The sequence below is a fragment of the Mycobacterium sp. IDR2000157661 genome, assembly GCF_022317005.1.
Classification (GTDB): Bacteria; Actinomycetota; Actinomycetes; order Mycobacteriales; family Mycobacteriaceae; genus Mycobacterium.
The window spans coordinates 4616676-4639007 of sequence record NZ_CP081006.1; the positions used below are offsets into that span (position 1 = coordinate 4616676).

Sequence of the window (22332 nt, forward strand, 5' to 3'; positions counted from 1 at the left end):
GCGCAGCGCGCGGGAGGTGCCCCCACCGACGAGCGGTCGCCGGCCATTAGGTCCGCTCTTTCTCGACCAGCTCGTAGGTCTCGATGACGTCGCCTTCCTTGATGTCGGAGTAGGTCAGCGTAAGACCGCACTCGTAGCCCTCGCGGACCTCGGTGACGTCGTCCTTCTCCCGGCGCAGCGACGACACGGTGACGTTCTCGGCGACCACCACGTTGTCGCGCAGCAGCCTGGCCTTCGCGTTGCGCCGCATGATCCCGGACTGGACCAGGCAGCCGGCGATGTTGCCGACCTTCGACGACCGGAAGATCGCGCGGATCTCGGCGCGGCCGAGTTCCTTCTCCTCGTAGACCGGCTTGAGCATGCCCTTGAGTGCGCTCTCGATCTCGTCGATGGCCTGGTAGATCACCGAGTAGTAGCGGATCTCCACACCCTCGCGGTTGGCCAGCTCGGTCGCCTTGCCCTCGGCGCGGACGTTGAAGCCGATGATGATCGCGTCCGACGCCGACGCCAGGTTGACGTTGGTCTCGGTGACTCCACCGACGCCGCGGTCGATGACGCGCAGCTCCACCTCGTCGTCGACCTGGATGCCCAGCAGGGCCTCCTCGAGCGCCTCGACCGTACCGGCGTTGTCGCCCTTGAGGATCAAGTTCAGCTGACTGGTTTCTTTGAGCACCGAATCCAGGTCCTCGAGGCTGATGCGCTTGCGGCTGCGCGCGGCCATCGCGTTGCGCTTGCGCGCGTTGCGCCGGTCGGCGATCTGCCGGGCGATCCGGTCCTCGTCGACCACCAGCAGGTTGTCGCCGGCACCCGGCACCGACGTGAAGCCGATGACCTGCACCGGCCGCGACGGCAGCGCCTCGTCGACGTCCTCGCCGTGCTCGTCGACCATCCGGCGCACGCGGCCGTACGCGTCACCGGCGACGATCGAGTCGCCGATCCGTAGCGTCCCGCGCTGCACCAGCACGGTGGCCACCGGACCGCGTCCGCGGTCGAGGTGCGCCTCGATCGCCACACCCTGGGCCTCCATGTCGGGATTGGCCCGCAGGTCCAGGGCGGCGTCGGCGGTGAGCAGCACCGACTCGAGCAACTGCTCGATGTTGACGTTGTTCTTGGCGGAGATGTCGACGAACATGGAGTCGCCGCCGTACTCCTCCGGGATCAGCCCGTACTCGGTCAGCTGGCCGCGGATCTTGGCCGGGTCGGCGCCCTCGACGTCGATCTTGTTGACCGCCACGACGATCGGCACCTCGGCGGCCTGCGCATGGTTGACCGCCTCCACCGTCTGCGGCATCACACCGTCATCGGCGGCGACGACCAGGATCGCGATGTCGGTGGCCTTGGCGCCGCGGGCACGCATGGCGGTGAACGCCTCGTGGCCCGGGGTGTCGATGAAGGTGATCGGGCGCTCGGCACCGTCGTGCTCGACCGAGACCTGGTAGGCGCCGATGTGCTGGGTGATGCCGCCCGCCTCGCCCTCGCGGACGTTGGCCTGGCGGATCGTGTCCAACAGGCGGGTCTTGCCGTGGTCGACGTGGCCCATCACCGTCACCACCGGCGGACGGAACTCCAGGTCGCCTTCGTCCCCGGCGTCTTCGCCGTAGGACAGGTCGAACGACTCGAGCAGTTCGCGGTCCTCGTCCTCGGGTGAGACGACCTGCACCTTGTAGTTCATCTCGTTGCCGAGCAACTCCAGGGTGTCGTCGCCCACCGACTGCGTCGCCGTGACCATCTCGCCCAGGTTGAACAGTGCCTGCACCAACGACGCGGGGTTCGCGTTGATCTTGTCGGCGAAGTCCGACAGCGATGCGCCGCGGGCCAGCCGGATGGTCTCGCCGTTGCCGTGCGGCAACCGCACACCGCCGACGACCGGAGCCTGCATGTTCTCGTACTCGGCGCGTTTCGCCCGCTTCGACTTGCGACCCCGCTTCGGCGCGCCGCCGGGACGGCCGAATGCACCGGCCGCGCCACCGCGCTGACCGGGACGGCCGCCGCCGCCGGGACGGCCACGGAAGCCACCGCCCGCGGGCGCGCCGCCGCCACCGCCGCCGCCGCCACGGTAGTTACCACCGCCGCCGCCACCGGGACGACCGCCCTGGCCTGCGCCGGGACGCGGACCGCCACCGGGACCGGGGCGCGCGCCGCCGCCGGGACGCGGCGGCCGTGGACCGCCGGGACGCGGCGGCATGTTGTTCGGTGACATGCCCGGTCGCGGCGCGCCGGGTCGCGGCGCGCCCGGGCGGGGAGCCTGCGGACGCGGCATCGGCCGGTCGACCGGTTGCTGCGAGGAGAACGGGTTGTTGCCGACGCGCGGGACGCGTGGGGCCGGCTTGGGCGCACCCGGACGCGGGCCGGGCGTAGGACCGGGGCGAGTGGGCGGCGCGGCGGGAGGGGCCGGGGCGCGGAGGCCGCCGGCGGAGGCGCGGCCGGTGCGACGGGCGGGGCCGGGGTCTCGACGACGGGCGCTGCCGGCTTGGGCGCCGGCGCCTTCGCCCCGGGCTTGGGGGCCGCTGCGGCGCTCTCGGTGGCCGCGCCGGCCGCCGAGCCGTTGCCTGCGGCCTTGGCCTTCTCGGGGGCGGCCTTCCCGCCGCCGAAGGATTCGCGCAGTCGGCGCGCGACCGGAGCCTCCACGGTGGAGGACGCCGATTTGACGAATTCGCCCTGTTCGCTCAGTCGGGCGAGCACTTCCTTACTGGTGACACCGAGTTCCTTGGCCAACTCGTGTACACGGGCCTTACCTGCCACTACTTCTCCATCTCTAGAGGCGTCAGCGGTGGTAGGCGCCGCGCCTCGGGTTAGCTATGACGCATGGTCATCGGGACTTCACGGTGTGCTCATGTTCTTCGCTACCTGTTCTCTTGCCGGGTGGATGGGCGCTTCGGCGCTGCTCACAGCGCTGACGTGCTCGACCACCGCGGTTACGTCCGGTGAACCGGTGATCCGCAACGCTCGAACGAACGCCCGCCGTCGGATTGCCGCGTCAAGGCACTGCGGATCGGGATGCAGCCACGCACCCCGCCCCGGCAGCCTTCTCGCTGAGTCAACGGTCACGACGCTGGGACCGTTCCCAGGGCCGTCAACAGCGTCGACAGCGACCACACGAAGCAGTTCGACGGCCAGCTCTCGCTTTCGACAGCCGACGCATGTCCGCACCGGTCCGACAGGCTCGTCGGGGCTGCGTCGATGCGCCGAGGCCGAAGTCTCGCGCTGGATCACAGCTGAGTCTACCGCCCCCGCCGCGCCGATCCGAACCGGCCGTGCAGGTCGCCGGCGCTACCGGTCGCGGACCGCCCCGTGCGCGGCGTCGGCGCCGGACTCGGCCCTCCCGGTGGGCACGGCGTCGCTGCGGATGTCGATGCGCCAGCCGGTCAACCGGGCGGCCAACCGCGCATTCTGGCCTTCCTTCCCGATGGCCAGCGAGAGCTGGAAATCGGGCACCACGACGCGGGCCGCGCGGGCCGCCTCGTCGATGACGGTCACCGAGACCACCTTGGCCGGCGACAGCGCGTTGGCCACGAACTTCGCGGGGTCGGGGTCGTAGTCGATGATGTCGATCTTCTCGCCCGACAACTCGCTCATCACGTTGCGCACCCGCTGGCCCATCGGCCCGATACAGGCGCCCTTGGCGTTGAGGCCGGACACCCTCGAAGTGACCGCGATCTTCGAGCGGTGGCCCGCTTCACGGGCGACCGCGACGATCTCGACCGACCCGTCGTTGATCTCGGGAACCTCCAGCGAGAACAGCTTGCGCACCAGGTTCGGATGCGTGCGCGACAGCGTGATCAGCGGCTCGCGGGCACCCCGCGTGACGCCGACGACGTAGCAGCGCAACCGGTCGCCGTGCTCGTAGCGCTCGCCGGGGACCTGCTCGGCGGCGGGGATGACACCTTCGGAGCCCTTCGACTCGCTGCCCATCCGCACAACGACCAGTCCCCGCGCGTTGGCCCGCGCGTCACGCTGGATAACGCCGCCGACGATGTCGCCTTCGCGCGCGGAGAACTCCCCGAAGGTCTTCTCGTTCTCGGCGTCGCGGAACCTCTGCAGCATGACCTGGCGCGCGGTCGTGGCGGCGACGCGACCGAACCCCTCGGGGGTGTCGTCCCATTCGCTGATCGGGTTGCCGTCCTCGTCGAGTTCGGTCGCGATCACCTTGACCTCGCCGGTCTTGCGGTCGATCTCGATGCGCGCGTCGGCCGCGTGTCCCGCGGTGTGCCGGTAGGCCGTCAGCAGGGCCGACTTGATGGTCTCGACCAGCTCGCCCACCGGAATGCCGCGGTCCACCTCGATGGCGTGCAGCGCTGCCATGTCGATGTTCACGCCTCAGGCCTCCTTCCCAGATCGGCCGACCAACTCCAGCTCTCGCGGATTGGGAGGTGAGAACTCGACTTGGACAACGGCTTTGGTGATCGCGTCCAGGGGCAGCTCGCGGACGCTGAAGCTGGGCTGGCGGCCCTCGCGCACCACCAGTCGGACGACACCGTCGTGGGTCTGGCCCAGTCGGCCTGACACCTGCGACCCGTCGGACAGCGTCAGTTCCACCTTGCGGCCACGGGCCCGGCGATAGTGCTTCTCGGTGGTCAGCGGCCGGTCGACGCCCGGCGAGGTGACCTCGAGGACGTAGGGCGCGGCGCCGGCGTCCACCTCGTCCAGCAGCGCGGAGGCCGACCGCGACAACTCGGCGATCGCGTCGAGGTCCAGACCGCCGTCGGCGTCGGCGACCACGGTGATCCGCGGTGGCTGCGCGGCGGCGTCGATGAGGACGTCCTCGATGTCGTAACCGGCACGCGCGAAGTGGCCGCCGAGTAGCTCGATCACCTGATCCTGCGACGGCAATCCCGCAGAATGCTCCGTCACGGCGAGCTCCTCGTCTTGAATTGTCCGGACCCGATTCCTCGCGGCACCACATGGAATCAATTCCCCACGATACGCCAGCGGTGCCGCCGCAATCGCCGAACGCGCACCGGGGCTGCGCTGCCGCAGTGGCAAGATGTTGCTCGTGCCGAGCCGACCGCCGACCCTCAGCAGGAGACGGGTACTGGCTTCGGCGGCGGCGCTGGCGCTGGTCAGCGTGACCGCGGCCGGCTGTGCATCCCCGCCCCCGCCGCCGGAGGTCGACGAACTCGCCGCGCAGCTCGAGCGGGCCCGCACCGACAGCCGGCTGGCCACCGACGCCGCCGCACGCGAGCGCGGTCCGATCGTCGCGGCCCTGACCGCGGTGGCCGCGGAGCGATCGGCACACGCGCAGGCGCTCTCCGACGAGCTCGTGCGGATGCGCGGTGCGGAGGCGCCGACCGGAACACCAACCAGCACCACGGCCGCACCGGCCAGGCCGCCCACCGCCAAGGACGCCGTCAACGCCCTGCGGGCGTCGGCGGAGAGCGCCGCGGAGCTGGCGGCCACCCTGTCCGGCTACCACGCGGGGCTGGTCGCCTCGATCGCGGCGGCGTGCACAGCGGCCTACTCGGTCGGCCTCGTGGTCCCCGGTAGGGCGCGATGACGTCGGCCGAACCGACCCCGACCCGTCCGGACAACGCCGCCGACGGCGCGCTGTTCGACGCGATCGCCACCGAGCACGCCGTCATCTACGGCTACGGCGTCGTGTCGGCCCGCTCGGCCCCCGAGGACAACTACCTGGTCGCCGAAGCAATCTCCGAGCACCGGGAACGTCGCGAGGCCGCACTGACGATGTTGGAGGAGCGGTCGATCGCCGTGCCCCTGCCCGCCGCGGGGTATCAGCTTCCGCTGACGATCAACTCCCCGGCCGACGCGGAAACGCTCGCGGTGCGGATGGAGGAGGACACCGCCGAGGCGTGGCGGGCGGTCGTGGAGCAGGCGAGCACCGAGCAGGACCGGGCGTTCGGTGTGACCGCGCTGTGCCAGAGCGCCGTGATGGCCGCCCGCTGGCGCCGGCTGCTCGGTGTCTCCCCCGTCACCGTCGCGTTCCCCGGGGGCAACGAGTAAACGCGCCTGGCGCGAACGGGACGCTGCCGTCCCCATCGCCGGAGGGGGTGACTGCGGCGTCACGTTCGCGGTCGCATCAGGTACGCAGGGCGGTCGAAATCTCGGCAGCCGCAGTTCCGATCGTGTCGCCGACCGCGATCTCGCGTGTCTCTCCGCTGAACCGGTTGCGCAGTTCGACCACACCGTCGGCCCAGCCGCGGCCGACCACGACGATCCACGGCACACCGAGCAGTTCGGCGTCCTTGAACTTGACGCCCGGCGAGGCGGCGCGGTCGTCGAGCAGCACATCGAGACCCAGCGCGTCGAGTCCGTTTGCCAACTGCTCGGCGCCGGCGCGCGCGGCGTCGTCCTTGTTGGCGATGACCAGGTGGACGTCGAACGGCGCCACCGACGACGGCCAGCGCAGCCCGATCTCGTCGTGATGCTGTTCGGCGATCACCGCGACCAGCCGCGACACCCCGATGCCGTAGGAGCCCATCGTCAGCCGCACCGGCTTGCCGTTCTCGCCGAGCACGTCGGCGTCGAACGCGTCGGTGTACTTGCGCCCCAGCTGGAAGATGTGGCCGATCTCGATACCCCGCGCCGACACCAGCGGCCCCGCCCCGTCGGGCGACAAGTCACCGTCGCGCACGTCGGCGGCCTCGATAATGCCGTCGGGCACGAAGTCGCGTCCGGCGACCAGCCCGACGACGTGCCTGCCCGGTTCGTCGGCGCCGGTGATCCAGGACGTGCCGTCCACCACGCGTGGATCGACGAGATAGCGAACACCGTTGGCCTGGAGGGCTTTCGGGCCGATGTAGCCCTTGGCCAGGAATGGGTATCCGGCGAAGTCGGCGTCATCGAGCAGTGCGTACTCGGCCGGTTCGAGCGCCGCCCCCAGGCGTTTGTCGTCGACGTCGCGGTCGCCGGGGACACCGACGGCCAACAGTTCCCACTCCCCGCCGGGCAGGCGGGTCTTGAGCATCACGTTCTTCAGCGTGTCCGCGGCGGTCACCTCGCGGTCGAGGGTGCGGTTGGCCCAGTCGACCAGCGTGGCGATCGTGGGAGTCCCGGGGGTGTCGTAGACCGTGGCCTCCGGGCGGCCCTCGATCGGCAGGGCGGCGGGCACGGCGGTCGTGACGGCTTCGACGTTGGCGGCGTAACCGGACTCCAGGCACCGCACGAAGGTGTCCTCGCCGATGTCGCTTTCGGCCAGGAATTCCTCTGACGCGCTGCCGCCCATCGCGCCCGACACCGCCGAGACGATGACGTAGCGGACGCCGAGCGTGTCGAAGATCCGCTGGTAGGCCTCGCGGTGACGCTGGTACGCGGCAGCGAGGCCGTCGTCGGACACGTCGAACGAATACGAGTCCTTCATGACGAATTCGCGGCCGCGCAGGATGCCCGCCCGCGGCCGCGCCTCGTCGCGGTACTTGGTCTGGATCTGGAACAGCAGCAGCGGGAAGTCCTTGTAGCTGCTGTATTCGCCCTTGACCGCCATGGTGAAGAACTCTTCGTGCGTCGGGCCCAGCATGTAGTCGTTACCGCGGCGGTCCTGCAGCCGGAAGACGCCGTCGCCGTACTCGGTCCAGCGGTTGGTGGTCTCGTAGGGGGCCCTCGGCAGCAGCGCCGGGAAGAGGATCTCCTGACCGCCGATCGCCGCCATCTCGGCGCGCACGACGTTCTCGATCTTGCGCAGCACCCGAAGCCCCAGGGGCAACCAGCTGTACAGGCCCGGGCCGATGGGTCGGATGTAACCGGCGCGGATCAGCAGCTTGTGGCTGGCCACCTCCGCGTCGGCCGGGTCGTCACGCAGGGTGCGCAGGAACAGCTCCGACATGCGGGTGATCACAGCCGATCACCTTACTGATCGGGCTAAAGCTCGCCTGCCTCCACCGCCTCGCGGGTGTGCTGCGCCCTGGCGATCTGCCGGGCCGAGAAGCCGATCCAGAACGCGACCACGCCCACGATCACCGCGACGCCCGCCACCCACAGCAGCGAATACGTGTAGCCGGCTCCCAGGGCGTCGAGCTGGGCGGGCGTCATGTTCTTCACCGGCCCGGTGGTGCCGCCCAGATACAGCGTGCGCGACGTCTGCACCGCCTGGATCACCACGAGCACCACGGGCCCGCCCAGGTTCTGCACCATCAGCGTGATCGACGCGACGGGGCCGATCTCGCGCGGGCCGACTTCGGCGACCGCGCACAGCGGCAGGATCACCGCGATCGCACCGATGCCGAACCCGCCGACGACGATCGGGGCGAACAGGTCGGGGAAGTACGGGATGTGGCGGTCCAGCGTCGAGCCGTAGAGCATCGCGCCGAGCACGAACAGCCCGGCACCGATGAGCAGCCAGCGGGGGGCGATGACCGGCGCCAGCCGCGCGGCGACCGCGGTGCCCACGCCGAACGCGAGCGCGAAGGGGATGAAGCCGACACCGGCCTGCAGCGCCGAGTAGCCCAGGACGTCCTGCACCAGCAGCCCGATCATCACGGTCAGCGTCAACAGCACGCCGCCGGCCAGGAAAAGCGCGATGAACGTCATGACGCGGTTGCGGTTGTCGAACACCGAGAACGGCACGATCGGGTGCACGGCGGTGCGCTCGACGATCAGGAACGCGATGAAGAACAGCGCCGACGCGACACCTCCGCCGATCACCCACGGATCGATCCAGCCCCGCGGCGGTCCCTGGGTGAACACGAACACCGCCGACGAACAGCCCAGGGTGGCCAGCAGCGCGCCGGTGACATCGAGTTTGAGGCGCTCGTGGTGGGTCTCTGCCAGCTGGGTGGCCGCGATGGCGACGATCACGATGCCGATCGGAATGTTGATGAGAAACGCCAGCCGCCAGGAGATCACGGTCAGCGCACCGCCGAGCACCAGGCCGAGTACCGAGCCGATGCCCTGCATGGCCGCCGAGATGGCCAGGGCGCGGTTGCGCGCCTGGCCCACCGCGTATGTCGTCGCGATCAGCGCGAGCCCCGTCGGCGCCGACACCGCGGCTCCCACACCCTGCACGGCACGGGCGGCGATCAACGTCGTCGGGTCAGTGGCGAGCCCGCACACCAGGGAGGCGATGGTGAAAACGCCGACGCCCGAAAGGAACGCCCGCTTGTGTCCGATCGCGTCGCCGACACGCCCGCCCAACAGCAGCAGCCCGCCGAACGCCAGCACGTACGCGGTGATGACCCAGCTCTTGCTCGCGTCGGTGAGGCCGAGGTCGGCCTGCATGCGCGGCAGCGCGACGATCACGATGGTGCCGTCGAGCGTGGACATCAGCTGCATGCCGGTGATCGCGAAGATCGCCGGGCCGAGCACGGACTTCGCGAGCGGCGGGAACGCCGACCCGGCCGGCGCGGTGAAGCGGTCCGTCGAATCCGAGGAACCACCGACCGCAGACATGGACAGCCAGCCTACCGAGTGCGGTTCCGGTGCAGGCTCGAGCTACAGCTCTCCGGAGTCGATCGCGTCCTTGACTTCCTGCGCGTGCGCCACCTGCGATGCGGTGTAGCCGATGAACAGCGACACGCAGCCGACGATCACGGCCACCGCTGCGACCCAAAGCAGGCCGTAGGTGTAGCCCTGGTCGAGCGCGTGCAGCTGGGCGGCGTCCATGTCCTTGACCGGACCGTTGGTGCCGCCCAGATACAGGGTGCGCGAGGTGATCACGGCCTGGATGATCGCCAGGACCACCGGTCCGCCGAGGTTCTGCAGCATCAGCGCGATGGCCGAGACCGGACCGATCTGGTCGAAGCCCACCCCGGCGATCGCCGACAGCATCAGCGGCACGACGATCATGCCGATACCCATGCCGCCCACCGTGATCGGCAGCACCAGGTTCGGGAAGTACGGGATGTTGGCGTCCAGCGTCGAGCCGTAGATCATCGCGCCCAGGACCAGCACGCCGCCGGCGATCACCAGCACCCGCGGCGGGAACCGCTGCACCAGCTGCGATGACAGGCCGAGTCCGATGCCGAGCGCGATCACGAACGGGATGAACCCGACGCCGGCCCGAAGCGGGCTGTAGCCCATGACGTCCTGGACGTAGAGGCCGATCAGCACGGTCAGGGTGAACATCACGCCGCCGGCCAGGAACACCGCCGCGAACGTCGCGACCCGGTTGTGGTCCTTGAACAGGTCGAACGGCATCACCGGGTTCTCGGCGGTCCGCTCGACGTAGAGGAAGGCCAGCAGGAACGCCGAGGCGGCCAGGCCAGAACCCAGTGTGGCCGGCGAGATCCAACCCTGCTCGGGGCCCATCGAGAAGGCCAGCACCGCCGCCGTGCAACCCAGCGTGGCCAGAATCGCCCCGGTGGCGTCCAGCTTGAGCGGCTCGCGATGCGTCTCGCGCAGCGTCTTGCGGGCCAGGTAGATCATCAGCAACCCGATCGGGATGTTGATGAGGAACGCCAGCCGCCACGACACCTCGGTCAGTGCGCCGCCGACGATCAGGCCCATCACCGAGCCGACGCCGGTCATGGCCGCGAAGATTGCGGTGGCCGCGTTGCGGGCCGGGCCCTTCGGGAACGTCGTGGCGATCAGCGCGAGCGCGGTCGGCGAGGCGATCGCCGCGCCGACACCCTGCAGCAGCCGCGCGATCACCAGCGTGGCCTCGTTCCAGGCCAGCCCGCACAGAACCGAGGCGATGGTGAACAGCGCGACGCCGACGATGAAGGTGCGCTTGCGCCCGATCGTGTCGCCCAGGCGGCCGCCGAGCAGCATCAGCCCGCCGAACGTCAGCACATAGGCGGTGATGACCCAACTGCGGCCCGCGTCGGACAGGCCGAGTTCGTCCTGGATCTTAGGAAGCGCGACGATGGCGACCGTGCTGTCCATGGTCGCGAGCAGCTGCATGCCGCCGATCGCGATGACCGCGGCGATGAACCGCCGCGACGGCAGCCAGGCCGGGTACCTGCCGGTTCGCTCAGCCGCGGACTGTCGCATGTGCACCGGAGACGATTGGTTTGCCCCACCCTCGGCGTCACGGCGCATGGCAGCACGCTCTGCGTCATTGAGAGCCGTCATGCGGGTTACCTTACAGTAATCTTAAGAATCCTTTAACCGCCGAACGCGGCCACGGACCCGATCACGATGATCGCCGGGGGCCGGATTCCGTCTTCCCGGATGCGTTCTGCGGCGTCGGCGAGCGTTGCCCGCAAAGTCCGCTGCGCGGCGGTCGTTCCGTGCTGCACCACCAGCACCGGCGTATCTGCAGGTCGTCCCCCGTCCAGCAGGGCGCGCGCGAAAAGCTCGATGCGTTCGACGGCCATCAGCAACACGATGGTGCCGGAAAGCGCGGCCAGGGCATTCCAATTGACTAACGATTCGGGGTGGTCCGGCGCAACATGGCCGCTGACCACCACGAACTCGTGTGTGACGTGCCGGTGGGTGACAGGGACGCCGGCCAACGCGGGCACCCCTATGGCACTGGTCACACCGGGCACCACGGTGACCGGTATCCCCGCCTCGGCGCACGCGATCACCTCCTCGTAGCCGCGCGCGAACACGAACGGGTCGCCGCCCTTGAGCCGAACCACGAACTTGCCCGCCCTGGCGCGGTCGACGAGTACGTCGTTTATCGCGTCTTGGGCCATCGCCCGGCCATACGGGATCTTGGCCGCGTCGATGACCTCGACGTGCGGGGGCAGTTCGGCGAGCAGTTCCGGTGGCGCCAGCCGGTCGGCGACCACGACGTCGGCGTTGGCCAGCAGCCGGCGGCCCCGCACGGTGATCAACTCGGGGTCGCCGGGTCCGCCGCCGACCAGCGCGACACCGCCGGGAACCACGCCCGGGATCGTCGAAGCCTCCTGCCCGATGAGCCCCTGCTGCAGCGCTTCGTGAATGGCCGAACGGATCGCCGCCGATCGCCGGTGATCGCCCCCGGCCAGCACGCCGACCGACAGGCCTTCGTAGTCGAAGGAGGCGGGCGTCACCGCCGTGCCCTCGCGGGCGATGTCGGCGCGGACGCAGAAGATGTGGCGGCGTTCGGCCTCTGCGACGATGGCGGCGTTGACGGCCGGGTCGTCGGTGGCCGCGATCGCATACCAGGCGCCTTCCAGGTCGCCGTCGCGGAACTCCCTGAGCTGCAGTGTGATTCCGCTCATACCCTCGACGGCGGGAGTGGCTCGGCGGGTGATGACATGAACGTCCGCGCCGTTGGCCACCAGCAGCGGCAGTCGGCGTTGCGCGACGGTGCCACCCCCGACGACGACGACCTTCTTACCTGCCAGCCGAAGGCCGACCAGGTAGGCGTTCTCGGTCACTGCGCCCGATCCTCTTCGCGCAAGCGGCTCATCGGCGCCCGATCCTCTTCGCGCAAGCGGCTCATCGGCGCCCGATCCTCTTCGCGCAAGCGGCTCATCGGCGCGAGCTTAGAGGTCGCCGCCGCGGCGACGAAGCGCGAAATGGCGCGCGCGTGCGCGGCCGGGTGGATGTGCAGGTACCCGGCGTGCACGCCGCCGGACACCGCACCGTCGTACCGGCCGGCGGCGTCTCGACCGCGGAACACCCAGGCGGGCGGGTAGTCGCCGGTGAATGTGACTGTGGTGCGGTGGAATTCGTGGCCCATGGTGCGGTCGCCGATCGAGTGCATCGGCGAGTCGGCCACGACGATCGCCTCGCGGTAGCCCAGCGTGAGGCGATCGGTGAAACGCGCCGAGCCCCCCAGCACACCGCACATGGGGTGTCCGTCGAGCTCGTCGAGTAGGTAGGTCAGGCCCGCGCACTCGGCGTGCACCGGCGCACCGGTCGCGGCGAGCGCCTTGATCTGGCGCCGCACCGGCTCGTTGGCCGACAGCTCGGCGACGAACTCCTCGGGGAAACCGCCGGGAACGACGAGCGCCGAGGTGGCGGGCGGCAGCGGGTCGGTCAACGGATCGAACTCGACCACGTCGGCGCCCGCGGCGGAGAGCACCTCACGGTGTTCGGCGTAGCCGAAGCTGAACGCCTTGCCCGATGCCAGCGCCACCGCGGGTCGGTCGGCCACCGGGGCGGACACCGCCGGATCCCACGGCTCGGCGGCCACGCTGCTGCGGGCCAGCCCTGCGATGCCGACCAGGTCGACGTGGCGGCCGACCAGGGCGGTCATGGCCTCCACGGCCGCCCGAGCCCGGGCACCGTGTTCGACGGCGGTGATGAGGCCCAGATGCCGGGACGGGACCACTAATTCGTCGGTGCGCGGGATCGCCCCGTAGACCGCGACGCCGGCCTGCTCACAGGCTTGACGCAGCACCTGCTCGTGGCGCTGCGAGCCGACGCGGTTGAGGATCACCCCGGCGATGCGCACCTCCGGGTCGAACGTCGAGAAGCCGTGCAGCAGCGCGGCGATGCTGTGGCTCTGGCCGCGCGCGTCGACGACCAGGATGACGGGCGCGCCCAGCAGCGTGGCGACGTGGGCGGTGGACCCGAATGCGGTGCCCGAGCTCTGTTCGGCGATACGGCCGTCGAACAGGCCCATCACGCCCTCGATCACGGCGATGTCGGCGCTGGCGCTGCCATGCCGGTACAGCGGTGCGATGAGGTGTTCACCGGCCAGCACGGGGTCGAGGTTGCGGCCGGGTCGCCGCGTGGCCAGGGCGTGGTAGCCGGGATCGATGAAGTCGGGGCCGACCTTGAACGGCGCGACGGCCCGTCCCGCATGTCGCAGCGCGCCCATCAGGCCGGTTGCGACGGTGGTCTTGCCGCTGCCCGAAGCCGGCGCGGCGATCACGACGGCCGGCGCGCTCATCCCACTCCCACTCCCACTACCCGCGAGAGTGCGTGTCTGCACAGGAAACGCCGCGATACCCCGACACTGTGCGCACGCTCGCACCGCTGCGAGCGTGCGCCGGTGCAGACGAATGCTCGGCGTGTCGGCGGCAGACACGCACGCTCGCCGAAGGGGGCCCCTACCACTCGATGCCCTTCTGGCCTTTGCGGCCGACGTCCATCGGATGCTTGACCTTAGTCATCTCGGTCACCAGATCGGCGGCGTCGAGCAGCGCAGGCGGGGCGTCGCGACCGGTGATGACGACGTGCTGGGTGCCCGGCCGCGAGCGCATCACCTCGACGACGTCGTCGACGTCGACCCAGCCCCACTTCAGTGGATAGGTGAACTCGTCGAGCACATAGAAGTCGTGGCGTTCGTCGGCCAGCCGCTGCGCGATCTCCGCCCAGCCGTGGGCCGCCGCGGCGGCGTGATCCAGTTCGCTCCCGCCTCTGCGCGACCTGTCCGTTGCTTTATCCCTGGTCCACGACCAGCCCGAGCCCATCTTGTGCCATTCGACGGGGCCGCCGACGCCGTGCTCGTCGTGCAGCCTGCCCAGCTCGCGGAAGGCCGCCTCCTCACCCACCTTCCACTTCGCGCTCTTGACGAACTGGAACACCGCGATGTCGAAGCCTTGGTTCCAGGCCCGCAGCGCCATGCCGAACGCCGCCGTCGACTTGCCCTTGCCCGCACCGGTGTGCACGGCGAGCAGCGGCGCGTTGCGACGGGCACGGGTGGTCAGACCGTCGGCGGGGACGGTGCGCGGCTGGCCCTGCGGCATACGAATCTCCCCTTCTCTCCCGTGGGTCCGGTTCAGGCGGCGGTGCGCACGACCGCGGTCAGGTTGTCGGCCCGCAACTGCGCCAGCCGCACCGCAGGCGCACCGAGTTGACCGGCCAGCTGTTGCGCCAGCCCCAAGCGCACATAGGAAGTCTCGCAGTCCACGACGACCGCCGCCGCGCCCTCGGCGACCAGCATCGCGGCGGCCTCCCGCGCCCGCCCGAGCGGATCGGGACCACCGGTCGCGCGGCCGTCGGTGAGCACCACCACCAGGCTGCGCCGTGCGGGGTCGCGCGCCTTCTCGCGCACCACCACATCGCGGGCGGCCAGCAGGCCCTGCGCCAGCGGCGTCTTGCCGCCGGTGTCGAACCTGGCCAGCCGCCGCGAAGCGATGTGCACCGACGACGTCGGTGGCAACAGCAGGCGGGCCTCCTGCTGGCGGAACGTGACGACGGCGACCTTGTCCCGGCGTTGATAAGCGTCGCGAAGCAGCGAGAGCGTCGCCCCGCCCACCGCGGACATGCGGTCCCGTGCGGCCATCGACCCCGACGCGTCGACGACGAAGATCACCAGGTTGCCTTCGCGGCCCTCGCGGATGGCACCGCGCACATCGACGGGCTGCGGCCGCGGTCGACCGGGCCCGCGCTGACGCTCGGCGGCCGCCAACACCGTCCCGAACACGTGCACGCCGTGCCCGGTTTCGCGATCGGCGGTCGCCGCGATGGTCTTGCCCGTGCGGTTGCGGGCCCGCGACCGTCGACCGGGTGCACCATCCCCCACCCCCGGCACCACCAGCGAACGGGTCCGGAACACCGCCGACGGCGGCGCACTGGGGCGAGTCGCGCCACCCGAAGACCCTCGCGGCCGCTCATCGTTCGACTCGGTCTCGGACGACCCGCCACCACCGTCGGGCGGATCGGGTCGCGGGCCCTGCTCGTCGGCGGACTCTCCGGCCTGCGCCATCGCCTCGTCCAGCTGGCCGGAATCCAGGCCGGGGTCGTCGAACGGGTCCCGGCGCCTGCGGTGTGGCAGCGCGAGTTCCGCGGCGACCCGGATGTCGTCCTCGGTCACCGTGTCGGCCCCGCGCCAGGCGGCATGGGCGACAGCGGTTCTGGCGACCACCAGGTCGGCGCGCATCCCGTCGACATCGAAGGCCGCGCACAGCGCCGCGATGCGACGTAATTCGCTGTCGGGCAACAACACCGAGCTCACCGCCGATCGGGCGCCCGCGATCCGGCGCGCCAGCTCGGCATCGGCGTCGACGTAACGCTCGGCGAAACGGGCGGGGTCGGCCTCGTAGTCCATCCGCTGCCGGATCACGTCGACGCGCACGTCGACATCGCGGGAGGCGCGCACATCGACCGTCAGCCCGAACCGGTCCAGCAGCTGCGGCCTCAACTCGCCCTCCTCGGGGTTCATCGTGCCGATCAGCACGAAGCGAGCGTCGTGGCTGTGAGACACCCCGTCACGCTCGACGTGCACCCGGCCCATGGCCGCGGCGTCGAGCAGTACGTCGACGAGGTGGTCGTGCAGCAGGTTGACCTCGTCGACGTAGAGCACGCCGCCGTGTGCGCGCGCCAGCAGGCCCGGGGAGAACGCGTGCTCGCCGTCGCGCAGCACCTTCTGCAGGTCCAATGAGCCGACGACGCGGTCCTCGGTGGCGCCGATCGGCAGTTCGACCAGCGACGCCCCGTCGACGGCATGCAGCACCGCTGCCAAGCCGCGCACGGCCGTCGACTTCGCGGTGCCCTTCTCGCCGCGGATCAGGATGCCGCCGATGTCGGGGCGGATCGCACACAGCAACAGCGCCAGCCGCAGGCGGTCGTGCCCGACGATCGCGCTGAACGGATAGGTCACGGCTTCAGCATAGGGACGTGCGGAACGCCGTCCTCGAGGAACTCCTCGCCGTCCGCCACGAACCCGAGGCGGGCGTACATGCCCGACAGGTAGGTCTGGGCGTCGATCCGACAGGGATAGTCGCCCACCTCGGCCAGCGCGGCCTGTAGCAACCGGGTGCTGTGCCCGTGGCCGCGCGCCTCGCGTTTGGTGCACACCCGTCCGATCCGGAAACCCTTGTGCCCGCCGGGGTGTTCCTCCATCAGGCGCAGTGTCGAGATGACCTCGCCCCCAGGGGTTTCCAGCCAGAAGTGGCGCGTCTCGGCGAGCAGGTCGCGCCCGTCGAGTTCGGGATACGGACAGGCCTGCTCGACGACGAAGACCTCGACCCGCAGCTTGAGCAGTTCGTAGAGCATCGCGGCGTCGAGGTCTCGAGACCAGCTGCGGCGCAGCGCGATCGTCATCTACCGGCTATCGCCGCCGGCTCGTCGAGCCGCAGCACCCGGGTGCCGTGTGACCACACCTCGTCGAAGAGCGCCGGCTCGGACGACAGTTCACGCCCCAGCGAGGGCACCATCTCCTTGAGTTCGGGCAGCCACGCGTCGTAGCGCTGCGGGAAACAGCGTTGCAGCACGTCGAACATCGCGGGCACCGCCGTCGACGCTCCCGGCGACGCGCCGAGCAGTCCGGCGATGGTGCCGTCGTCGGCGGTCAGTACGGTGGTCCCGAAATCGAGAACTCCCTTGCCGCTCTTGCCGCAGATGACCTGCACCCGCTGTCCGGCGACATTGAGTTCCCAGTCGGCTTCCCTTGCGGTTGGGACGAATTCGCGCAGCGCGTCGATGCGTTCCGCCTCCGAGAGCATCAGCTGACCGACCAGATACTTCAGCAGCCCGAACTGGGTGAGCGCCACGTTGACCAGCGACGCGAAGTTGTTCAATGTGATCGACTCCGGTAGGTCCAAGACGTCGCCCTGCCTGAGGAACTTGGGCGACCAACCGGCGAACGGCCCGAACAGCAGCCAGGACTTGCCGTTGATCACGCGGGCGTCGAGGTGCGGCACCGACATCGGCGGTGCGCCCACCGGCGGCTGGCCGTACACCTTGGCCCGGTGCCCCGCGGCCAGCGCCGACACGTCGGAGCGCAGGAACTTGCCGCTGACCGGGAAGCCGCCGAAGCCCTTGGCTTCGGCCATGCCCGCCTTCTGCAGCAGGTTCAACGCCCCGCCGCCTGCGCCGACGAAGACGAACTTGGTTTGCAGCTTGCTGGTGCGTCCGGTGCGCAGATTGGCCACCTTCAACGTCCACGAGCCGTCGGACTCCTTGCGCAGATTGCGCACCTCGTGACCGAACCGGGTGATCATGCCGCGCTGGGCGACGTAACCGATAAGTTGTCGCGACAGCGCTCCGAAGTCGACGTCGGTGCCCTGCTGCGTCCAGTTCAGCGCCACCGGATCGGAGAAGTCACGCTGCTCGGCCATCAGCGGCAGACGCCGGGAGAACTCGTCCTCGTCGTCGATGTACTCCATCGAGCTGAACAGCGGGTTCGCCGACAGCGCGTCGTACCGACTGCGCAGGTACTTCACGTTCTCCGCCCCGTGCACGAAGCTGACATGCGGGATCGGGTTGAGGAAGCTGCGGGGGTCGGCGATGACGCCGTTCTGGACCGCATACGCCCAGAACTGGCGCGTCACCTGGAATTGCTCGTTGACCCGGACCGCCTTGCTGATGTCGATGCTGCCGTCGGGCTTCTGGGGGGTGTAGTTCAGCTCGCAGAGCGCCGAGTGCCCGGTGCCCGCGTTGTTCCATGCGTCGCTGCTCTCCGCGGCCGCGGCGTCGAGCCGCTCGATGAGCGTGATCGACCAGTCCGGCTCGAGCAGCCGCAGCAGGGCACCGAGCGTCGCGCTCATGATGCCCGCGCCAACAAGTACGACGTCGGTCTTCGTCATTTCCTCAGACACGGAACTCGATTGCCCTTCGCATCGCCGACATGGTCGCTGTCAGGTTAGCCCGCGAAGCACCGTCTCAATCCCGACAGCGCTCGCTCGTTGCCCGGCGCGGTCGACGGCGGCGACTAGGGTTGCTGTCGTGCCTGAATGGGAGGCGGACGTGCTGCCGGGATACCGGAAGCACACGATGGCGCTCGGCACGGATCCCGACGGGGAGGGTGATCTCGTCGCCACGCTGGTGAGCCGGGAGACGGTCGACCGGTCGGCACGACGCGCGGTCCTGCTCGTGCACGGGTTCACCGACTATTTCTTCAACACCGAGCTCGACGATCATCTCAGGGCGCGCGGGTTCGCCGTCTATGCAATCGACCTGCACAAATGCGGGCGTTCCTGGCGCGACGGGCAGACTCCGCACTTCACCACCGACCTGACGCGCTACGACCTCGAGCTCGAGCGTGCGCTCGACGTGATCGCCGACGAGGCTGCCGCCGACGTGCTGGTGTGCGGGCACTCGGCGGGCGGGCTCATCGTCTCCTTGTGGCTGGATCGGTTGCGTCGCCGCGGTCTGACCCGGCGCAAGCGGGTCACGGGGCTGGTACTCAACAGCCCGTGGCTGGACCTGCAGGGCCCCGCGATCCTGCGGACCGCACCGACTGGTGCCGCGATCCGGGCGGCTTCACGGTTTCGCAAGCGGATGGTGGTGCGCGCACCGACCGAGGGCGGCTACGGCACGACCCTGCATCGCGACTTCCACGGTGACTTCGACTACGACCTGAACTGGAAACCGGTCGGCGGATTCCCGGTCACGCTCGGCTGGATCCACGCGATCCGGCGCGGTCACGCGGTACTGCACCGTGGCTTGGACGTCGGCGTGCCGAACCTCATCCTGCGCTCGGACCGCAGTGTGCGCGAAGTGAGGAATCCGGACCAGATCCAGCGCGGTGACGCGGTGCTCGACGTCCACCAGATCGCCCGCTGGGCGGGTTGCATCGGGAACCGCACCACCGTCGTTCCGGTCGCCGACGCCAAACACGATGTGTTCCTGTCGGTCACCGCGCCGCGGCAGGCGGCGTACCGCGAACTGGACCGCTGGCTCGACTGGTACATCACCGAAACGTCCGACGCATCCGAGCAATTCGGGGGAGGCTGACACCGTGGCGCACTTCGACATTGCCATCATTGGCACCGGATCGGGCAACATCATCCTCGACGAACGCTACGTGGACAAGAAGGTGGCGATCTGCGAACAGGGCGTCTTCGGCGGTACCTGCCTCAACGTCGGCTGCATCCCGACCAAGATGTTCGTCTACGCGGCGGGGGTGGCCCACCAGGCTCAGGAGGCGACGCGGTACGGCGTCGACGCCCGTGTCGACGGCATCCGCTGGCCCGACATCGTGTCGCGGGTCTTCGGGCGCATCGATCCCCTGGCGATGGGCGGCGAGAACTACCGCCGCGCGTCGCCCAACGTGGAGGTATTCACCGGCCACACCAGATTCGGGCCGACGAGATCGGACGGCCGCCACACCTTGCGCACCGATGCAGGCGAGGAGTTCACCGCCGATCAGGTGGTCATCGCGGCGGGTTCGCGCCCCGTGGTCCCCGACGCCGTCACCGAATGTGGAGTGCCGTACCACACCAACGACACCATCATGCGGATCGCCGACATCCCCGAGCACCTGATCATCATCGGCGGCGGATTCATCGCCTGCGAGTTCGCCCACGTGTTCTCGTCTTTCGGTAGCCGTGTGACGCTGTTGCTGCGTGGCGGCGCCCTGCTGCGCGGGCACGACGACGACATCGTGATGCGGTTCACCGACATCGCCGCCAAGAAGTGGGAGATCCGCAACCACCTGGAACTGGCCGACGCGCGGGCCGTCGGCGACGGAGTCGAGATCACCTGCACCGACGGGACCACGGTGCGAGGTGACGCGCTGCTGGTGGCCACCGGTCGGGTGCCCAACGGCGATCAGCTCGACGCCGAACAGGCCGGGGTCAAGGTCACCGCCGGCGGCCAGGTCGTCGTCGACGAGTTCCAACGCACCACGGCGCGCGGCATTTTCGCGCTCGGTGACGTGTCCTCGGACTACCAGCTCAAGCACGTCGCCAACCACGAAGCCCGCGTCGTCAAGCACAACCTGCTGCAGGACTGGGACGACACCGAGGCGCTGGTGCAGTCCAACCACCGGCACGTGCCGTGGGCGGTGTTCACCGAGCCGCAGATCGCCAGCGTGGGGTTGACCGAGAACCAGGCCCGCGCACAGGGCTATTCGATCAAGGTCAAGATCCAGGACTTCAGCGACGTCGCCTACGGGTGGGCGATGGAGGAGACCGAGGGCATCGCCAAGATCATCGTCGACGACGAGTCCGGTCTCATCCTCGGTGCGCACATCATGGGCCACCAGGCCTCGTCGCTGATCCAGCCGGTCATCCAGGCGATGGCCTTCGGTCTGCCCGCGCAGGACATGGCCCGCGGGCAGTACTGGATTCATCCGGCGCTGCCTGAGGTCATCGAGAACGCGCTGCTGGCGCTGTGCGGCGAACCGGCGTGGCCGCCGTCGCGACGGCATTAGCGCGTCGGTCCGCGGTCAAGGGACGACCGAGAAACCCCACGGCAGCTCCAGCCGGTGCGCGGCAAGCAGTTCCGCGTCGGCGAGGATCTCGGCGATCGGCCCGTCGGCGACGATCACCCCGCTGTCCATCACCACCGCCCGGCGGCACAGCTGCGCGGCGTACGGCAGGTCGTGCGTGACGATCAGCATCGTCGCGTCCAGTCCGGCCAGCGTGTCGGCGAGTTCGCGGCGCGCCACCGGGTCGAGGTTGGCCGACGGCTCGTCGAGCACCAGGATCTCCGGCTCACAGGCCAGCACGGTGGCCAGCGCCGCGCGCCGCCGCTGTCCCGCCGACAGGTGGGTCGGGCTGCGGTCGGCGTCGCCGGTCAGCGACACCACCTCGAGCGCGTGGCGCACCCGCGCCGCGAGCTCGTCACCGCGCAGACCGAAGTTCGCGGGTCCGAACGCGACATCCTGGGCCACCGTCGGCATGAACAACTGATCGTCGGGGTCCTGAAACACCAGCCCGACGCGTCGGCGGACGTCTCTGAGGGTGCCGCGGTCGAGCGTGACATCACCGATGCGGATGACACCCGACGTGGCGGTGAGGACCCCGTTGAGGTGCAGCATCAGCGTCGTCTTGCCCGCGCCGTTGGGGCCCAGCACCGCGATCCGCTCGCCGGGTTCGACGGCCAGATCGACGCCGTCGAGCGCGACGCGGCCGTCCGGATAGACGTAGCGCACCGCCTCGACTGCGATGGCCGTCATCGCAGCACCCAGGCCGACGCGGCGACGCCGACCGCCGCGGCGGCCGGGATCATGACCAGCGCCCACTGCCCGGCCGCAGCCCGCGGCGGCGCGCCGATGACAGCCAGATCCGGTGCGTCGCCGTCGAATCCGCGCGACAGCATCGCCACGTAGACCCGTTCGCCCCGCTCATAGGAGCGCAGGAACAGCGCACCGATCCCCCGCGCGATGGCACTCGCCTGATGCAGCGCGCGCGGTGAGTCGCCCCGCGAGATGCGTGCCATGCGCATCCGTCCGGCCTCGGCGGCGAGCAGGTCGACGTAGCGCAGCATCAACACCAGCACCGAGGTGACCATCGCCGGAGTGCCGAGGCGGGCCAGCGCGGTGGGTAATTCGGTGGTCGACGTGGTGGCGGCGACCGTCAGCGCCGCCGCCACCCCGAGTGTGCCCTTGACGACGATGCCCCAGGCGGCCCACAGTCCGGTGACCGAAAGTTGCACTCCCGCAACATCGATGCTTTCACCCCCGTCGGCGAACGGCAGGAGGACGGCAAGCACCACGAAGGGCGCCTCGATGAGCATTCGGGGCAAGACCCAGCGCAGCGGAATCCGCGCCAGCCGCCAGACGACGACGATGATCACGGCGTAGACGGTGTAGGGCCAGAACATCTCCCTAGGCGTCGCCACGACCGCCAGCACGAACACCAGCAGGCAGACGATCTTCACCTCGCCTGGTGCGCGGTGCACCAGCGAATGGTCGTGGCGGTAGAGCGGGTGGGCGCCTGCGCCCAT

18 protein-coding genes and 1 pseudogene are annotated in these 22332 nt (G+C 69.9%); 4 read left to right on the top strand and 15 right to left on the bottom strand.

The annotated features are described in order from the left end of the window. Window positions 1-46 precede the first annotated feature (46 nt). The 4 genes and pseudogenes from infB to rimP form a co-directional block, all read right to left on the bottom strand. Window positions 47-2742, bottom strand: a pseudogene (gene infB, locus K3G64_RS23725) (translation initiation factor IF-2). Between the two features lie 78 nt (window positions 2743-2820). Continuing rightward, entirely contained in the window at window positions 2821-3213 is a 393-nt protein-coding gene (locus tag K3G64_RS23730; protein WP_238887850.1) for a YlxR family protein, read from the bottom strand. A gap of 57 nt (window positions 3214-3270) precedes the next feature. Further along, window positions 3271-4314, bottom strand: a complete 1044-nt coding sequence (nusA, locus tag K3G64_RS23735) for a transcription termination factor NusA (protein ID WP_238887851.1) — start codon at window positions 4312-4314, stop codon at window positions 3271-3273. A 3-nt stretch (window positions 4315-4317) separates the two neighbouring features. Beyond that, window positions 4318-4851: a ribosome maturation factor RimP gene (gene rimP, locus K3G64_RS23740; RefSeq protein ID WP_238887853.1), complete on the bottom strand. Its 534-nt coding sequence runs from the start codon at window positions 4849-4851 to the stop codon at window positions 4318-4320. A gap of 133 nt (window positions 4852-4984) precedes the next feature. Between rimP and K3G64_RS23745 the strand changes: the two genes are divergently transcribed. Beyond that, entirely contained in the window at window positions 4985-5494 is a 510-nt protein-coding gene (locus K3G64_RS23745; RefSeq protein ID WP_238887855.1) for a hypothetical protein, read from the top strand. Further along, window positions 5491-5958 (top strand): ferritin-like domain-containing protein, encoded by a 468-nt coding sequence (locus K3G64_RS23750; RefSeq protein WP_238887857.1) that lies wholly within the window; start codon window positions 5491-5493, stop codon window positions 5956-5958. The genes K3G64_RS23745 and K3G64_RS23750 overlap by 4 nt, the downstream gene beginning before the upstream one ends. Before the next feature lie 76 nt (window positions 5959-6034). Here K3G64_RS23750 and K3G64_RS23755 read toward each other — a convergent pair whose 3' ends face one another. From K3G64_RS23755 to mqo, 9 genes are all read right to left on the bottom strand, one after another. Beyond that, entirely contained in the window at window positions 6035-7789 is a 1755-nt protein-coding gene (locus tag K3G64_RS23755; RefSeq protein WP_238887859.1) for a proline--tRNA ligase, read from the bottom strand. A 23-nt stretch (window positions 7790-7812) separates the two neighbouring features. Continuing rightward, the gene (locus tag K3G64_RS23760; protein ID WP_238887861.1) at window positions 7813-9339 is read right to left on the bottom strand and encodes an MFS transporter; all 1527 of its coding nucleotides are present in this window, start codon (window positions 9337-9339) and stop codon (window positions 7813-7815) included. A gap of 42 nt (window positions 9340-9381) precedes the next feature. Then, window positions 9382-10929 carry an MFS transporter gene (locus K3G64_RS23765; RefSeq protein WP_370647253.1) on the bottom strand — a complete coding sequence of 516 codons (1548 nt, stop codon included), beginning with the start codon at window positions 10927-10929 and terminating at the stop codon, window positions 9382-9384. A gap of 65 nt (window positions 10930-10994) precedes the next feature. Continuing rightward, window positions 10995-12200 (bottom strand): uroporphyrinogen-III C-methyltransferase, encoded by a 1206-nt coding sequence (cobA, locus tag K3G64_RS23770; RefSeq protein ID WP_238887864.1) that lies wholly within the window; start codon window positions 12198-12200, stop codon window positions 10995-10997. Next, window positions 12197-13663: a cobyrinate a,c-diamide synthase gene (locus K3G64_RS23775; RefSeq protein ID WP_238887866.1), complete on the bottom strand. Its 1467-nt coding sequence runs from the start codon at window positions 13661-13663 to the stop codon at window positions 12197-12199. Before K3G64_RS23775 ends, cobA begins: the two co-directional genes overlap by 4 nt. A 160-nt stretch (window positions 13664-13823) precedes the next feature. Further along, window positions 13824-14462, bottom strand: coding sequence for a cob(I)yrinic acid a,c-diamide adenosyltransferase (gene cobO / locus K3G64_RS23780; protein WP_238887868.1), 639 nt, complete (start codon window positions 14460-14462; stop codon window positions 13824-13826). A 32-nt stretch (window positions 14463-14494) separates the two neighbouring features. Then, the gene (locus K3G64_RS23785) at window positions 14495-16318 is read right to left on the bottom strand and encodes a magnesium chelatase subunit D family protein (protein ID WP_238887869.1); all 1824 of its coding nucleotides are present in this window, start codon (window positions 16316-16318) and stop codon (window positions 14495-14497) included. After that, window positions 16315-16761 (bottom strand): GNAT family N-acetyltransferase, encoded by a 447-nt coding sequence (locus tag K3G64_RS23790; RefSeq protein ID WP_238887871.1) that lies wholly within the window; start codon window positions 16759-16761, stop codon window positions 16315-16317. The genes K3G64_RS23785 and K3G64_RS23790 overlap by 4 nt, the downstream gene beginning before the upstream one ends. Continuing rightward, on the bottom strand, window positions 16758-18245 hold the full coding sequence (mqo, locus tag K3G64_RS23795) for a malate dehydrogenase (quinone) (protein WP_238887872.1): 1488 nt from the start codon (window positions 18243-18245) through the stop codon (window positions 16758-16760). Before mqo ends, K3G64_RS23790 begins: the two co-directional genes overlap by 4 nt. 139 nt (window positions 18246-18384) lie before the next feature. Between mqo and K3G64_RS23800 the strand changes: the two genes are divergently transcribed. Together K3G64_RS23800 and mtr are read left to right on the top strand one after the other, a co-directional pair. Beyond that, complete coding sequence (locus tag K3G64_RS23800; protein WP_238887874.1) at window positions 18385-19395, top strand: alpha/beta hydrolase; 1011 nt, start codon at window positions 18385-18387, stop codon at window positions 19393-19395. Window positions 19396-19399: 4 nt separating this feature from the next. Then, window positions 19400-20815, top strand: coding sequence for a mycothione reductase (gene mtr / locus K3G64_RS23805; RefSeq protein WP_238887875.1), 1416 nt, complete (start codon window positions 19400-19402; stop codon window positions 20813-20815). A gap of 15 nt (window positions 20816-20830) precedes the next feature. Here the strand turns inward: mtr and K3G64_RS23810 are convergent, their stop codons facing one another. Then, window positions 20831-21562 carry an energy-coupling factor ABC transporter ATP-binding protein gene (locus K3G64_RS23810; RefSeq protein ID WP_238887877.1) on the bottom strand — a complete coding sequence of 244 codons (732 nt, stop codon included), beginning with the start codon at window positions 21560-21562 and terminating at the stop codon, window positions 20831-20833. Then, a complete protein-coding gene (cbiQ, locus tag K3G64_RS23815) occupies window positions 21559-22332 on the bottom strand; it encodes a cobalt ECF transporter T component CbiQ (protein WP_238887878.1) in 774 nt (257 codons plus the stop codon). Before cbiQ ends, K3G64_RS23810 begins: the two co-directional genes overlap by 4 nt.

Excerpts from the sequence above, each read along its gene's own strand:
- K3G64_RS23745 (WP_238887855.1), top strand. The coding sequence starts at position 4,985 with ATGTTGCTCGTGCCGAGCCGACCGCCGACCCTCAGCAGGAGACGGGTA.
- K3G64_RS23750 (WP_238887857.1), top strand. The coding sequence starts at position 5,491 with ATGACGTCGGCCGAACCGACCCCGACCCGTCCGGACAACGCCGCCGAC.
- K3G64_RS23760 (WP_238887861.1), bottom strand. The coding sequence starts at position 9,339 with ATGTCTGCGGTCGGTGGTTCCTCGGATTCGACGGACCGCTTCACCGCG.
- K3G64_RS23765 (WP_370647253.1), bottom strand. The coding sequence starts at position 10,929 with ATGCGCCGTGACGCCGAGGGTGGGGCAAACCAATCGTCTCCGGTGCAC.
- K3G64_RS23775 (WP_238887866.1), bottom strand. The coding sequence starts at position 13,663 with ATGAGCGCGCCGGCCGTCGTGATCGCCGCGCCGGCTTCGGGCAGCGGC.
- cobO (WP_238887868.1), bottom strand. The coding sequence starts at position 14,462 with ATGCCGCAGGGCCAGCCGCGCACCGTCCCCGCCGACGGTCTGACCACC.
- K3G64_RS23790 (WP_238887871.1), bottom strand. The coding sequence starts at position 16,761 with ATGACGATCGCGCTGCGCCGCAGCTGGTCTCGAGACCTCGACGCCGCG.
- mqo (WP_238887872.1), bottom strand. The coding sequence starts at position 18,245 with ATGACGAAGACCGACGTCGTACTTGTTGGCGCGGGCATCATGAGCGCG.
- K3G64_RS23810 (WP_238887877.1), bottom strand. The coding sequence starts at position 21,562 with ATGACGGCCATCGCAGTCGAGGCGGTGCGCTACGTCTATCCGGACGGC.
- cbiQ (WP_238887878.1), bottom strand. The coding sequence starts at position 22,332 with ATGGGCGCAGGCGCCCACCCGCTCTACCGCCACGACCATTCGCTGGTG.